Below are 14568 nucleotides of genomic sequence, written 5' to 3' on the forward strand. Positions count from 1 at the left end.
AGAGCTGCCCACGATGCGCTACATACCCCATACCGAGCAAGACGTACGGTCGATGCTCGACGCCATCGGCGTCGACGGGATCGAACGACTTTTCGAGGCGATCCCCAAACAGGTCCGCCAGAGCGCCGGGCTGAACCTGCCCGAGCCGCTGGACGAACAGCAACTGGTCGGACTGCTCACCGAGCTGGCCGATCGCAACAGCTCGATGGACGAGCTGAGCTGCTTTTTGGGCGCGGGGGTCTACGACCACCACGTGCCCACGGCCATCGATCAACTGCTGCTGCGCGGGGAGTTCTTCACCGCCTACACGCCCTACCAGCCCGAGGCGGCCCAGGGCACGTTGCAGGCGATCTACGAGTATCAGACCATGGTCTGCGAGCTGACCGGCATGGACGTGGCCAACGCCTCGCTCTACGACGGGGCCAGCGCACTGGCCGAGGGCGTGCTGATGGCGGCGCGCCGCAACCGCAAGACCAAGCGTACGATCATCTCGCGCGCGGTCCATCCGGAATATCGCCAGACGGTTCAGACCTACGCCCAACATCAGGATATCGAGTTTGCGAGCCTACCCTTTGGTCCCGACGGCCGCGCCGACCTGGCGCAGCTCGAGCAGCTGCTCGAGGATCCGGCGGCCGGCGTGGTGATCCAGCAGCCCAACGCCCTGGGCGTAATCGAGCCGCTGGACCGCATCGCGGCGTTGATCAACGGCCGGGCGCGGCTGATCGTCTGCGTGGTCGAACCGCTGAGCCTGGGTCTGCTCGAGGCGCCGGGCAAGCTGGGCGCGGACATCGTGCTCGGCGAAGGCGCGAGCTTCGGCCTCGCCCCTGGGTTCGGCGGACCGCATCTGGGATTCTTCGCCGTGCGCCAATCCGACGTGCGCGCGATGCCCGGTCGGCTGTGCGGCGCCACGTTCGACAGCGAGGGCAACCGTGGCTACGTGCTGACCTTGGCCACGCGCGAGCAGCACATCCGCCGCGAGAAAGCCACGAGCAACATCTGCACCAACCAGGCGCTGTGCGCGCTGGCAATGACGATCTACCTCACGCTGCTGGGGCCCGCTGGCCTGCAGTGCCTGGCGCAGATCAACTACTCCAAAGCCGAGCACGCCAAGTCCGCGCTCTCCGCGGTCAAGGGCTGCTCGCTGCCGTTCGCCGCGCCGACGTTCAACGAGTTCGTGCTGCGCACGCCGCATCCCGCCCAGCGGGTCGAAGCTGCCCTGCGGCAGGAGGGAATTCTCGGAGGGCTGCCGCTCGAGCGCTGGTACCCCGAATTTGAGAACTGCCTGCTGGTGGCCGCAACGGAAAAAGTCAGCGCCGAGGAGATCAGCCGCTATGTCCAAGTCCTCAACCAGTTGTGAGCTTCCGGCCGGGTTTCCCGGCACGGTCGGTCTAAAATTTAACGAGCCGCTGATCTTCGAGCGCTCGGTCCCCGGACGTATCGGCCACAGCCTGCCGGCCCTCGACGTTCCGACCGCCAACCCGGCGCTGTACGTCGAGCCCGAGCTGCTGCGCGGCGAGGCTCCGGCCCTGCCCGAGGTCAGCGAGATTGACGCGGTGCGTCACTTCCACCGCCTCTCGGGCTGGAACTACGCGGTGGACAGCGGGATGTACCCGCTGGGCTCGTGCACGATGAAGTACAACCCGCGCGTCAACGAGGCGACCTCGCGTCTGCCGGGCCTGGCCCGGCTCCACCCGCTGCAACCGGTCCAGACCGCGCAGGGCGCGCTATCGCTGATGCACGAACTTTCGTCGATGTTGGCCGAGATCAGCGGCATGCACGCGGTGACGCTGCAGCCCGCGGCCGGAGCCCACGGCGAATTCAGCGGCCTGTTGATGATCCGCGCCTATCACACCAGCCGCGGCAACCCGCGCAGCAAGGTGTTGATTCCCGATTCGGCCCACGGCACCAATCCGGCCAGCGCCGCGCTGTGCAACTACAAACCGATCGAGCTCAAGTCCGGCCCCGATGGACTGCTCGACCCGTATACCGTGGCCGCTGCGATGGACGAAGAGGTCGCCGCGCTGATGATCACCAACCCCAACACCCTGGGGCTGTTCGAGCGCAACATCCTCGAGATCGCCAAGATCGTCCACGACAAGGGCGGGCTGATCTACTGCGACGGCGCCAACCTCAACGCCTTGATGGGCGCGGCCAAGCCCGCGCACTTCGGCGCGGATGTGCTGCACTTCAACCTGCACAAGACCTTCAGCACGCCCCACGGCGGCGGCGGACCGGGTTCGGGCCCGGTGGGCGTGGTCGAGGCGCTCGAGCCGTTCCTGCCCTCGCCCGTGGTCGTCAAGTCCCAGCGCGACGGTGCGGATTATTACGAGCTGGATTACGACCGGCCGCAGAGCGTCGGACGGGTCAAAGCGTTTTACGGCAACTTCCTGGTGATGGTCCGCGCCTACACTTACATCCGCGAGCTCGGCGGCGAGGGCCTGACCCGCTCGACGCAGATGGCGGTGCTCAACGCCAACTACGTCAAGGAACGGCTCAAGGAAGTTTTTAGCGTGGCGCACGACGCGACCTGCATGCACGAGTGCGTGTTCTCCGAGCAAAGCCTGGTCGAGCACGGCTGCCACACCATGGACCTGGCCAAACGCCTGATCGATTACGGCTATCATCCGCCCACGGTCTATTTCCCCTTGATCGTCAAAGGCGCGATCATGATCGAGCCCACCGAGAGCGAGAGCGTCGAGTCGCTGGAGCAGTTCATCGAGGCGATGCTGGCGATCCAACGCGAGGCGCAGACCGACCCCGAGTTGCTGCACAGTGCACCGCACTGCACGCGACTGGGTCGCCTCGATGAGGTGCGCGCGGTCAAGGATCTCGACGTGCGTTGGACCAAACGCTGACCGGTTTCGTTTTCACGGCCGAGCACTGGGCCTGCGCCTTGAGCGCATTTATCTGGATCAGCGGCACGACCGCGCTGCTCATCACACTGCTTAACAGGACCGACGCGCGCGAACGGCGCTCGGCGTTCTTCGGGCTGCTGCTGATCTGCGCGGCGGCCTACGTCCTGCGCCTGGCCGTGATCCCGCCCTGGATCTACGAGCCCTCCGGCGACGAGGAGCGGATGATCTTCGGCCCGTTCCTCGGCCAATGGCAGGTGTCCGCGCTGCCGCAGTCCAGCGGCCTGGCCGCCGACGTCTGGGCCTGGGCCTTTGGCGCGCCGCTACGGATGATGGGGATCGCTGCCGGCCCGCGCACCCTGCCCTGGATCAACCAGGTCGCCACCCTGCCCGCCCTGCTGCTGCTGGGCCTGGCCTGCCACCTGATGACCGACCGCCGCTCCATGGCCTGGATCTGCACCGCGGCCGCCGCCATCAGCCCGCAGCTGATGTTCTGGTCGACCAGCGCCTACGACCTGGCCCCGGCGATCCCGGCCCTGGCGGCCTGGCTGCTGTGCCTGACCGTGCTGCTCGATCAACGCCGCACCCGGCGGTCGGCGATTCTGGCCGCAATCAGCGCCGCGGGCTGCTGCGTGTGGCTGGTGCTGTGCCGCGTGGAGCTGTGGCTGCCGGTCTGCGCGCTCCCCGCGACCCTGATCCTCGCCGCATTATTCATCCGCGAACAGCGGGCCCGCCGTTTGGCCGCGGCCGCGCTGTGCATCGTCTGTCTGGCGCTGGCCGTGCTGCTGCTCTCCTCAGCCACCGAGGCACGCACCGGGACCAAGGTCTTTGCCCTGGATCAGCTGCTGCTCAATTTCGACGCCAGCCGCTGGCTCAACTCGCCCTTTGGCGGCCTGGTCCCGCTGTTCCTGTCGGCCGCGGGCTATTTGGGCATCCGCAAGCTCGGGCCGTTCCCGGTCCGTTCGGCGCTGATCGCCTCCTCGGTCGCGGGGTTGGCCCTGTGGGCGGTCTGCCTGGCGTACGACGGCTTTGCCTCCAAGTACGCGGTCTGGACCGTGCTGCTGCTCGCGCCGCTGTGGTCCGTGGCCATGTCCTGGCCCGCGCAGATCGCGCAACGCAAGGTCCCGGCCGTCGCGCTGACGCTGCTGATCGTCACCCTTGTGGCCCTGCCGCCGCTGTTGCGCTGGGGTAGCGACGTGCGCGTCACGGCCGACTCGTTCCACGGCCATGTGCATACCAGCGACATGCTCGAAATCCCGCAGGAAGTGTTGCTCAAGCAGCTCGAGGGACAGTTGGTCTTTGCCTCGCCCGGGCTGCACGACCCCCTGCGCGAGGCCGGACTGCTTGCTGACGGGATGCTGTTCGAGGCGATGCAGCTGGTGGGGCCGCGCCGCCTGGAGCCCGAGCGCTTGCTGCGCATCGGCGAAGAGGGGAACGCCCTGCGGCTGGTCGCGCCCTACGATCACAAGCTGACCGCCATCGGCTGGTACGACCGGCTCTACCGCGAGCGCGCACTGTTTAACATGCGGCCCGTGGCCCGCGGCGAGCTGCTGGGGCAGCCGGTGCTGCTCTATCGACTGGAGCTGCGCCCCGGCGCGCGCCGGGCCCTGAGCTACTCGCGGTTTAAAATCGAGATCTAGCCCGGCTTAGAGCCGGCACAAGGCTCGCGCAGAACGATCATCATTGAACAACAATCCACCCCGCGACCCAAACCTAGCCGCAACAACCTGAGTCGTCGTCATCGTCGCCGTCCGAGGCGTCGTCGTCGTCATCGTCGCCGGGTAAATCCGATACCGCGTTGGAGATGCGGCTTAAGTTCCCCTCATCGTCAGCGACACGCAGTGCCACGTGCAGCACGCCGGGGTCGGGCACGATAAAGCTCTCGATTGATCCCGGCGGCTGAGGCGCTGCTCCGAACTCAAAGGCCTCTGCCGCGGCAAACTGTTCGACCTGCTCCAGATCGGCCGCGGGATCGCGCGAGATGCGCACGTCATAGGACTGTGCCTGACCGCAGGTCCAATCATCTCCCGGCGCGGTGAAGGTCAGCTTGAGCCGCCTATCGCCGAGCCGTTCGAGCTGCAAGTCGGTGACGCGCGCGGGCGGCAGCGCGTCCAGGCCGTAGTATCCGCTGTTGTGCGGATCGTGGTGAAAGCGCGGCCAGTCGGCGTTCTGCTCGCCGTCAATGCAGGACGCGGCCCCGGTCTCCCAGGCGTAGAGCCAGCCCTCGTAGGTCGGCAGCAGCACCTCGAGCAGGCCATCGGCGTCGATGTCCGCGATCGCAGCGCTGCCCGTGATCCATTTCTGCGTGTACTTGGGCCAGCCCGGCGGCTGGATGCCGTCCACCGAGAACGCGTGCGCCAGGTAGCCGCTGGTCCCCAGCACCAGCTCGCGCGTGCCGTCCGCGTTGAGGTCGGCCGCGGCCGGGCTGTTGAACATCGGAAGGTCCTCCAGCTCCTCGATCAGCAGCCGCTCGTGGGGCGGGTCAACGTCGTTGGCCGCCAGCTTGGAGTTGATCAGGTTGAACCCCTCCTCGCCGATCTGCAGCACGGACAGCAGCGGGATCGAGTATTGCAGCCAGCCGTCGTTGTACAGCGAGGTGAACGCGCCGTGGGCGATGGAGGTCAGGCTGAGGCCGGTGGGCATGTACATCTCGTGGATCTTTTCGCCCGAGTAGTGCATCACCGCCGGGAACCAGCCCGGCGTGCCCAGGCCGATCCAGGCCTCGCCGTTGCCCAAGGCGATCACCGGCGAGGAGACGCCGCCCGCTGCGAACGGCAGCGGGATCGCATCGCCCAGGGGCGCTGCGGGCGCGGCCGGCCAGTCGGGCAGAAACGTTCCCGCGGGATTGGCCCAGCCGTCGTGGTAGATCGCGTAGGCGCGGGTGGTGGCCAGCAGCCCCTCCTCGCAAATCTCGGTGGTCGCCACCACCACGGACGGATATTCGGACACGTCCGGATTCGCGTTCAGCGGATCGAGCACACCCGCCGCCGGCGTGCTGCAAATCTGAGACGGCAGGCCGCTCCCCTCGCAGATCCGCTCGTCGCGCACGATCCCCTCGTCGCTGCGGCAGAGCACGGGCCAGCCGTAGAGCGGGTCGACCTGGCCGTTACCGTCCTGGTCCAGCGGCTTCCAAGCGTAGGCCTTCTGGTCGTTGGACGCGACCACGATCTCGAGCACGCCGTCGAGGTCGAGGTCAACGAGCACCGGCGAGCCGTAGACGCCGTTACCATGGCCAAAGGCGAGCGAGCTGGAGTTGTCCGGCGCATCGGTCTGCACCGGAAACCCGGGCAGGATCGGCGAGGGCTGGTGCAGGTTGCCGTCAGCGTGAATTGCAAACACCCGGCCCAGGGCCGTGGCGGCCACGATCTCGGGCTCGCCGTCGCCGAACAGATCGCCGATGGCCACCGAGCCGATGATCCCGTCGCTGCGCCATTGGTCGTAGCTCGAGAGGTCCACGGGGAAGCCCGCAAGCTCGGACCAGCCGGAGCCGTCAACGTCGCGGGTCAGAACGTGGACCAGGCCGTCGCCCGTGCCCATCACGATCTCGGGCAGGCCGTCGGCCGCGCCGTCGAGGTCGTAGACAATGGGCGAGAACCCGGGGGAGGCGCCGAAGTAGTACGGGAAGCCGGCGGCCAGGCCGTTCACCGGATCGTCGTCCACGTGGACCGAGATCGACTTGCGCGCCTCGCCGCGCACCTGTTCGTCGATCCCGGCCTCGTACCACGCGCGCACGCGCAGCGAGACCTCGAAATCGTAGCGCGACTGGGGCACTCCGCGCATCTGGTCGGGCGGAAAGAGTTGGGCGATGGGCACCTGGGCAATCAGGCCCTCGATCCGCTCGTCGGACGTGCCCTGGAACACGGTCTGGTACTCATTGTCCAGCGGCTGCTTGCCGCGGGCCAGCTGCACCTCGTAGGAGAACGGATAGACCCGGGCGTCGATCTCGCCCTCGAGCTCGAAGGTCGCGCTCGCCGCGGTATCGAAGGTCTCCCACCAGCGCGGATAGGTGATGCGCACCTCGGGCGGAATGCGCGGCTCGATCCCGCGTTGCTCGTCGCCGAGCATCAGCAGCGCACGCTCGAGGTCCGGCCGGCCGTAGCCGAAGTGCTCGTCCCAGCCGGGCTGGCAGACGTTGAGCAGCGAGGCCACGGATGCGCAGTGGCTCTCGATATCGTCCGCCGACTGGATCAGCAGCTGGAACAGCTCACCCGCGCTGAGCTCGATCCCCTGCTCCAACGCGTAGCTCTTGATCAGGGCCATGGCGCCGGTGGTGGTGCCCGTAGCGTCGGAGGTGCAGGCGGTGTCGGCGGGCACTGCCACGTGGGCGTGGGTGCCGAAGTTGGTGCAATAGGTCTCGACAAAGCCGAACGATCCGAGGTTGAAGATCCCCACCAGGTCCACCGGGATGATCGGGAACAGCGCAGTGACCGCCACCACGTCCTCCATCGCGGCCGGAGCCCAATGGTGCATGCTCATCTCGTCGCCCTGGGGTGCGGCGATCAGCACCCCGGCGTCGTAGGCCTCCATCACCGCCCGATGCGCTTGGTCCGAATAGTTCAGGGCCACGCCGGAATGGTTGATCACGTCCGCGCCCATCGACACCGCGTAACGCACGCCCGCGGCGAACAGGTCGTAGTTGTAGATCACCGCGTCGCCAACCCGCACCTGCATCACGCGGCAGTCGGGGCAGACTCCGGGCCGATTGCCGATGCCGTTGTTGCCGCGCGCCGCGGCCAGCTCGCACATCCCGTGGCCGTGGGCCCCCTCGGGGAAGTCGTCGACCCCGAGCACCTCGTTGGTGTTGCGGAAGAAGTCCCAGCCGCTGATGTCGTCGACCAAGCCGTTTTTATCGTCGTCAACGCCGTCGGAGAACTCGGCCAGTAGATCGCCGACGTTGATCGCGCGGTCCAGCGGCTCCACGCGCGGATCGTCGGCATAGTCGTCCACGTCAAAGCGGCCGTCGCCGTTGCAGTCGTAGTCCGCGCAGACGCCCGACGCGGTCTGCGGCAGGGGCAGCTCGCCGGAGTTGATGAACAGCGCGATGCGCAGGTCCTCGTCCTCGTAATGCTTAAGTCCGTCGTCGACCACCGCCACCAGCACATCGGGGCTGCCGGTGCTGTACTTCCAGGCGCCGGTGACGTTGATCCCCGGAATCATCCACGGCCCCTCGACAGCAGACTCGGGCTCGATCGGGTTGAAGCCCATCAGCACGCTGGTCTCGGTGAACATTGCGAACGGATCGCCCGGATCGTAGATCGGGATCTCGAAGTCGTTGGGGATGTTGCACACGAACAATGCGCCGAAGGGGTACGCGCCGTCGAATGGATCGCCGGACGCGGAGTGCAGAGCGTTGCCCACGTGCAGCTCGATCCGCTCGCCCCAGGGCCAGGCCGCACTCGGCGTGAAGACCACTGTGTCGTTGGCGTGCACAATGCTGCTTAGTACCAGCGAGCCGGCCAGGTGCGCATCATCGCCACCCAGCGCAACGAAGAACGTCGAATCGCCCAGCGTGGCCCCTTCCAGGGAGTCGGAGAAGCGTACTGACAGCGGCGTGTCGCCCTGAACCAGCTTGCTCTGGAAGGTCGGAAACTGATCGACAATCGACAGCGCCGCGGCGCCCGAGGCGGCCAGCGCGATCGAACACAGCGCGACGAAAAGAACGGCAATCGTACGTGACGTCATCGTGAGCACTCCGGTCGTAATGTGGCAGGCGAGCCTATCCAAGCGGCATTTAGCCTGGATTATTTATCAAGTTTCGTCAAATATTGCGGTAGCTGAATTTGACCGCTGAACAAATCGGGAATCCACGATATGATTTAAGATCATGAGCCCCAAACTATCACCACGCGAGGAGCTGATTCGGATTCAGCGCATGCTGGTCGAGCGCTACCGCGACGACATCGAGCGCACCCTCGAGGACAGCTCGGGCCTGCTCAAGGTCTATCAGCAGGAGCACGACGCCGAGGTCGAGAGCTACGAGCGGATCTCGGGCAAGGCCGAGCTGATCTCCGAGGTGATCAACGCCGGATTGGTCTACGTCGGCGACTTTCACAGCCTGCGCGCCAGCCAAACCACGTTCCTCAAGTTGATCCGGGAAACCGTGCGCATCCGGCCGAAAATCTGCCTGGCGCTCGAGGCGTTCAACGCCTCGGACCAGCACCACCTCGACGCCTATCTCAAACGCCGGATCAAATTTACGACACTGTTGCGGCGCGTGGACTTCGACCGCACCTGGGGCTTCGGCGCGGACGTCTACGAGTCGATCCTCGGCCTGGCGCGCGAACGCGGACTGCCCGTGGTCGGCATCAACCACAAGGTCGGCGGCAGGCACGCGCTGGTTAAACGCGACGAGGGCGCGGCGCGAATAATCGCACGGCTGAGCAGTGAGCATCCGGAGCACATCGTCTTCGTGCTCGACGGCGAACTGCACGTGGCCGACTGCCATTTGCCCTCCAGGGTGCGCGCGCTGCTCGCGTCCCAGGGGATCGAACGCCGACGGCTGATCCTCTATCAGAACCCGGAGCAGATCTACTGGCTGATCGCCGAGCGCAAACTCGAACAGGTTGCCGACGTGGTGCGGCTCGCTGATTACCGCTACGCGCTTTTAAGCTCCACGCCGCTGGTGATGTACCAAAGCTACCTCAACTGGCTCTACGACCAACAGGAGCTGGTGCAAGGCACGCATCCGGGCTGGACCGACGGAGACAGCGTGGACTACAACTCGCAGGTTCACGATCTGGTGCAGATCATCGCCGAGTTCCTGGGAATCACCGAGGTCGCGTTGGACAACTTCAGCGTCTACTGCGTTTCGGACCTCGACTTCCTTGAGAGCATGATCAGCGAGGGATTCAACCGTGAGCAGATCGCGCAGATCAAGCAACAGATCCTCAAACGCGAGAGCTATTTCATCGTCGGCCGCAACATCATCTACCTCGCCTCGCTGAGCGTTGACCACGCGGCCGAGGAGTCCACGCACTACATCAACGCGCGTTGCGCCGGGCTCGATCAACGCGAACACAGCGCGCGCGAGGACTTCTACCAGCGCGTGATGCGCGAGGCCCTGGGATTTTTCGGCAGCATGGTGATCAATCCCAAACGCCAGTTTTACGACATCGACGACTTCACCGAGATGCTCAGCACGCGCGCCGAACCGACCGAGGAGCGCAACCGCGAGCTGTACCGCATCAGCCGCTACGTGCTGTTGCACAAGGAGTACGAGCGCGAATATTTGGCGGGCAGACGCCGTGCCACCAAGCGCTACAGCGCAATCTGGTCCCAGCCGTTCGACATCCACCTGGGCACGGCCCACGGCCTGGGCTACATGCTCGGGGAGCGAATGTTCCAATCCGTGGGCTGGGGGATCATCGAGCGTTCCGAGGTCAAGCGACTGTTCTTTGACGATTTCAAACGCCGCGGCAGCGCCCAACGCGCGTACATGGACCTGGTGGCGCGCCTGATCGACGCACCCTCCGCCCGCACGTTTTAAAGCGTCGGGATGTGAGCCGGTCGGGCAGGTCTCACCTTCAGTCGCTCAGCGGGCGGGCGTGATAAGAGCTTCTGACCAGCGGCGCGCAGAACGCTTGTTTGAACCCCTTGGACAGGGCGAGCTGTTGCAATTCGTCGAACTCCGCGGGCTCCCAATAGCGCTCCACCGCCAGGTTGCCCAAGCGCGGCCGCAAATACTGCCCCACGGTGATCATGTCGCAATCCACGTTACGTAGATCGTCGAGCACTGCCTCAATTTCCTCGCGCGTCTCGCCCAGCCCGACCATCAGCCCGCTTTTAGTCGCCAGCTCCGGCCGCGCCTGTTTGGCCAGCCGCAGCACTTGCAGCGAACGCGCGTAGTCGGCCTGGGGGCGCACCCGGCCATAGAGCCGCGGCAAGGTCTCCAGGTTGTGGTTGAAGACCTCGATCGGTCCGTTGGCCACCAGCGCCACCGCCTCCTCATTACCAAGCATGTCCGGCACCAGCACCTCGATCGTGGCCTGCGGCAGCCGCCCGCGGATCGCGCGGCACACGGCCAGGAAATGCGCGGCGCCGCCGTCGTGCAAATCGTCGCGAGTAACAGAAGTCACCACTACGTGCGTCAGCCCCATCTCAGCCGCCACCAGTGCCAGCTGCTCGGGCTCGTGTTGATCCAGGGGCAGCGGAGCGCCGTGTTCGATTGCGCAAAAGGCGCAGTTGCGCGTACAGCGATCGCCCATAATTAAAAAGGTGGCCGTGGGCTGAGCAAAGCACTCGCTGATGTTCGGACAACGCGCAGACTCGCAGACCGTGTGCAGACCGTGACTACGTAGGATCGAGCGCAGCCGATGGACCTGCGCGCCGCGGGCCGGCGGCCGTCTGAGCCATTGCGGTTTGCGTTGCTGATCGCTCATCCGATGCTCCCCAGGCCCAGCCCCTCGCCCCAGCGTTGTTTAACCAATCGCGCCAGGGGCCGGTTCTCCGCAGCCGCGAGTTGCGGGTCCTCGCGCACCAGGCGCAGCGCCTCGTCGCGTGCCAAAGAGAGCAGCTTCACGTCGCGGGCCAGGTTGGCCACACGCAGGTCGGGCAGCCCGGATTGGCGCGTGCCCAGGAACTGTCCCGGACCGCGCAACGCCAGGTCCTCCTCACTGATGCGGAAGCCGTCGGTTGTCTCGACCATCACCCGCAATCGTTGTTCCGCGTTCTCCCCCGGAGCGCCCCCCACAACCAGCAGGCAGCTCGAGGGCTGTTCGCCGCGCCCCACCCTGCCCCGCAGTTGGTGCAGTTGGGTCAGGCCGAAGCGCTCGGCGTGCTCGATCACGATCAGCGTGGCATTGGGCACGTCGATGCCGACCTCGATCACCGTGGTGCTGACCAGCACGTCGACTTTGCCCGCGACAAAGGAGCGCATCACCGACTCTTTTTTCGCGGGCTTCATCCGGCCGTGGAGCAGGCCCAGGCGCAAGCCTTTAAGCTCTTTGCGCTCCAACTGCTCGCAGGAGGCCGTGGCGTCGGCCAGGTCGGAGTCCTCGGCCGCCTCGACCAGCGGGTAGACCAAGTAGACCTGGTGACCGGCCTTAACCTCGGCGCGGATCCGGCGGTAGAGCTTGGCGCGGCCACGCTTCGTCACCAGCTCGGTCTTGATCGGCGTGCGCCCCGGCGGCATCTCGTCGAGCAGCGAGATGTCCAGGTCGCCGTAGAGCGTCAGCGCCAGGGTGCGCGGGATCGGCGTGGCGGTCATGATCAGCACGTCGGGCAGCGTCCCCTTGCCCGAGAGCGCCGCGCGCTGGCCCACGCCGAAGCGGTGCTGCTCGTCGACGATCACCAGGCCCAGCCGTTTGAACTCCACGCCCTGGCTGATCAGCGCGTGGGTGCCGATCAACAGGTGGATCAGTCCGCCGCGCAGCTCGGAGAGGATCCGCTTGCGTTCGGGTCCGCGCACCGACCCGGTGAGCAGGGCCGCGCGCAGGCCGAGTTGGGCCAGTTGGGCGCTCAGTCGCTTGGCGTGCTGCTCGGCCAGCAGCTCGGTGGGGGCCATCAGCGCGGCCTGATACCCGTTGTCGATCACGCTTAGGGCCGCAAGCGCGGCGAGGATCGTCTTGCCGCTGCCCACGTCGCCCTGGATCAGTCGATTCATCGGCACGGGCTTGCGTAGGTCACCTTGGATCTCCTCGAGTACCCGGCGTTGGGCCGCGGTAAGCACAAAGGGCTGCTGCTCGAGCAGCCTGGACGGGCTCGGGGTTTTAATTTTGAACGCGATACCCGGCCGACGCTGCAGATCGCGCTTAGACAAGGCCAGGCCCAGTCCCAGCGAGAACAGCTCATCGAAGATCAGCCGACGGTAGGCTGCGGTGGCCATGCGCCGCAGTTTCTCCGGGTCCTCGTCCTCGGGCGGAAAGTGCGCCTGCTCGATGGCCAATCCCAGATCGAGCAGCCCCAGCCGCTCGCGCAGGCGCAACGGCAGCGGGTCGGGGACCTTGCCGCGGACCTTATCCAGGGCGCTGTCGAGGATCCGGCGCAGCCGTTTCTTGGACAGGCCCTCGATCTCGGAGTAGATCGGCACGATCCGCCCATAATGCAGGCTCGGGCCAACCTCGGTCTGCTCGTCGATGGGCTCGATGTCCGGATGGTGTATCTCCAGGCCGCCGCGGAACTGCGTGGCCTCGCCGGTGACCACCAGCCGGATGCCTGGCCGCACCACCTGCGGAATATAGGCCGGCACGTTGAACCAGGCCAGGGTCAGCTCGCCGCTGTCATCACCGGCGCGCACCTTGTACATCGGCCGGCCGCGGGCGCGCATCTTGGGCATCGCCTCGAGCACGTTAAGCACCAGAGTCGCGCGTTCGCCGGGCTCGAGCTGCTCCACCGCGGTGATCAATCGACGGTCGTCAAATGCGCGCGGCAGCAGCATCAGCATTTGGCCCACGGTCTCGATCCCGCGTCGCGCGAGCAGCTGCGCCACCTTGGGCCCGACTCCCTTGACGAACTGGATCGACTCGTCCAGCGCAGCGGCGGATTGCGGCGCAGGTTTGGGCTGCGGCTTGACCAACACCGGCTCGGGCGCGGCCTGTATCGCCGGTGCCGATGGAGAGAGCCGATCGAGAATCCGTAGCGCCCGGCGCAGGCGCAGCATCCGCTCGTCCTGATCGAGTTTCTCCAATCCGACCAGCGACGAGGTCAGCTCGTTAAGCGCCAGTTGCACTTCGGGGTCGACCCCGCGCCTACGCAGCTCGCGCGCCTGGCGGGCGATCAGCACGTCGAGGTTGCGCACGCGCTGCGCTGCCTGGGGCGAGCTTGCCGCGTACTCCAGCGGTCGGCGGATCGCCTCGAGTGCCTTGCTAATATCGCTCATCGTCCTGAATCCAGCCGTTGCTCAGACCCGCGGCGAAGAATTCCTCGCGAGCGTGCGCCAGCTCCTGGCGCGTGCACGGCCTGTCGACCCCCAGTGTACGCAGGGCGAGGTGCGCTGGAAAGTATTGGCTCATCAGCGAAACATAGATCGCCGGATCGAGCTGCGCCAGGAACTCGAAGCAGCCGCGCTCGCCGCTAAGTCCGCCCGGCAGTACCAGATGGCGCACCAGCAGGCCACGTTGCGCAATGCCCTGCCGATCGATCTCGAGCCGCCCTACCTGTTGCTGCATCAGTTCCAGGGCGCGGCGGTTGACCTGCACGTAGTCGACCGCGCCGCTGAGACGCAGCGCCGTTTGCGCATCGTCGTACTTGATGTCCGGCATGTAGATATCGACAATCCCGTCGAGCAGCTCCAGGGCCAACGGCGAATCAAAGCCCGAGGTGTTATAGACCAGCGGCAAGCCGAGACCCTGCTCAGCCGCAATACTCAGCGCCTCGAGGATCGCCGCAAGCTGGTGCGTCGGAGTCACCAGGTTGATGTTGTGACAGCCCTTGGATTGCAGCCCGAGCATCTTTTGCGCGAGCTGATCCGCGCTTTGCGCGTTGCCCGTGGCGTTGTGGCTGATCGGCCAGTTCTGGCAGAACACGCAGCCCAGCGAGCAGCCGCTGAAAAAGATCGTGCCCGAGCCGTGGATCCCGCTGATCGGCGGCTCCTCGCCGCTGTGCGGCATGGCGCTGGCGATTTTCGCATCCGGTCCCGTGGCGCAACGTCCCAGCTCACCGGCCAGGCGGTCGACCCCGCAGTTATGGCCGCACAGCCCGCAGGCGCTCAACGCCTGCCGCGCCCGTTGGGCCCTGCGCTCCAGCTCTGCGGCGGGCAGCGTCAGGTAGCTGGGCACTC

Annotated in this window: 8 protein-coding genes; 4 read left to right on the forward strand and 4 right to left on the reverse strand. The window is 66.2% G+C overall.

Annotated features, from left to right (window positions below; genetic code table 11):
• Nucleotides 1-13: 13 nt before the first annotated feature.
• The 3 genes from gcvPA to P9M14_06765 are packed head-to-tail and all read left to right on the forward strand — an operon-like array spanning nucleotide 14 to nucleotide 4492.
• Nucleotides 14-1357, forward strand: coding sequence for an aminomethyl-transferring glycine dehydrogenase subunit GcvPA (gene gcvPA, locus P9M14_06755; protein ID MDP8255430.1), 1344 nt, complete (start codon nucleotides 14-16; stop codon nucleotides 1355-1357).
• The gene (gcvPB, locus tag P9M14_06760) at nucleotides 1332-2855 is read left to right on the forward strand and encodes an aminomethyl-transferring glycine dehydrogenase subunit GcvPB (GenBank protein MDP8255431.1); all 1524 of its coding nucleotides are present in this window, start codon (nucleotides 1332-1334) and stop codon (nucleotides 2853-2855) included. The genes gcvPA and gcvPB overlap by 26 nt, the downstream gene beginning before the upstream one ends.
• Complete coding sequence (locus tag P9M14_06765) at nucleotides 2840-4492, forward strand: hypothetical protein (GenBank protein MDP8255432.1); 1653 nt, start codon at nucleotides 2840-2842, stop codon at nucleotides 4490-4492. Before gcvPB ends, P9M14_06765 begins: the two co-directional genes overlap by 16 nt.
• Before the next feature lie 73 nt (nucleotides 4493-4565).
• Here P9M14_06765 and P9M14_06770 read toward each other — a convergent pair whose 3' ends face one another.
• Complete coding sequence (locus P9M14_06770; protein MDP8255433.1) at nucleotides 4566-8534, reverse strand: S8 family serine peptidase; 3969 nt, start codon at nucleotides 8532-8534, stop codon at nucleotides 4566-4568.
• A 142-nt stretch (nucleotides 8535-8676) separates the two neighbouring features.
• On the opposite strand from P9M14_06770, the gene P9M14_06775 reads away from it, so the two are divergent.
• Nucleotides 8677-10338: a ChaN family lipoprotein gene (locus P9M14_06775; protein MDP8255434.1), complete on the forward strand. Its 1662-nt coding sequence runs from the start codon at nucleotides 8677-8679 to the stop codon at nucleotides 10336-10338.
• A 37-nt stretch (nucleotides 10339-10375) separates the two neighbouring features.
• Here the strand turns inward: P9M14_06775 and lipA are convergent, their stop codons facing one another.
• From lipA to P9M14_06790, 3 genes are read right to left on the reverse strand one after another with little or no spacing between them, the layout of a single operon-like run.
• Complete coding sequence (gene lipA, locus P9M14_06780; protein MDP8255435.1) at nucleotides 10376-11230, reverse strand: lipoyl synthase; 855 nt, start codon at nucleotides 11228-11230, stop codon at nucleotides 10376-10378.
• A complete protein-coding gene (gene recG / locus P9M14_06785) occupies nucleotides 11227-13668 on the reverse strand; it encodes an ATP-dependent DNA helicase RecG (protein ID MDP8255436.1) in 2442 nt (813 codons plus the stop codon). Before recG ends, lipA begins: the two co-directional genes overlap by 4 nt.
• Entirely contained in the window at nucleotides 13655-14566 is a 912-nt protein-coding gene (locus P9M14_06790) for a radical SAM protein (protein MDP8255437.1), read from the reverse strand. Before P9M14_06790 ends, recG begins: the two co-directional genes overlap by 14 nt.
• Between the last annotated feature and the right edge of the window lie 2 nt (nucleotides 14567-14568).

Origin of the sequence: Candidatus Alcyoniella australis, assembly GCA_030765605.1 — a bacterium.
GTDB lineage: Bacteria > Lernaellota > Lernaellaia > JAVCCG01 > Alcyoniellaceae > Alcyoniella > Alcyoniella australis.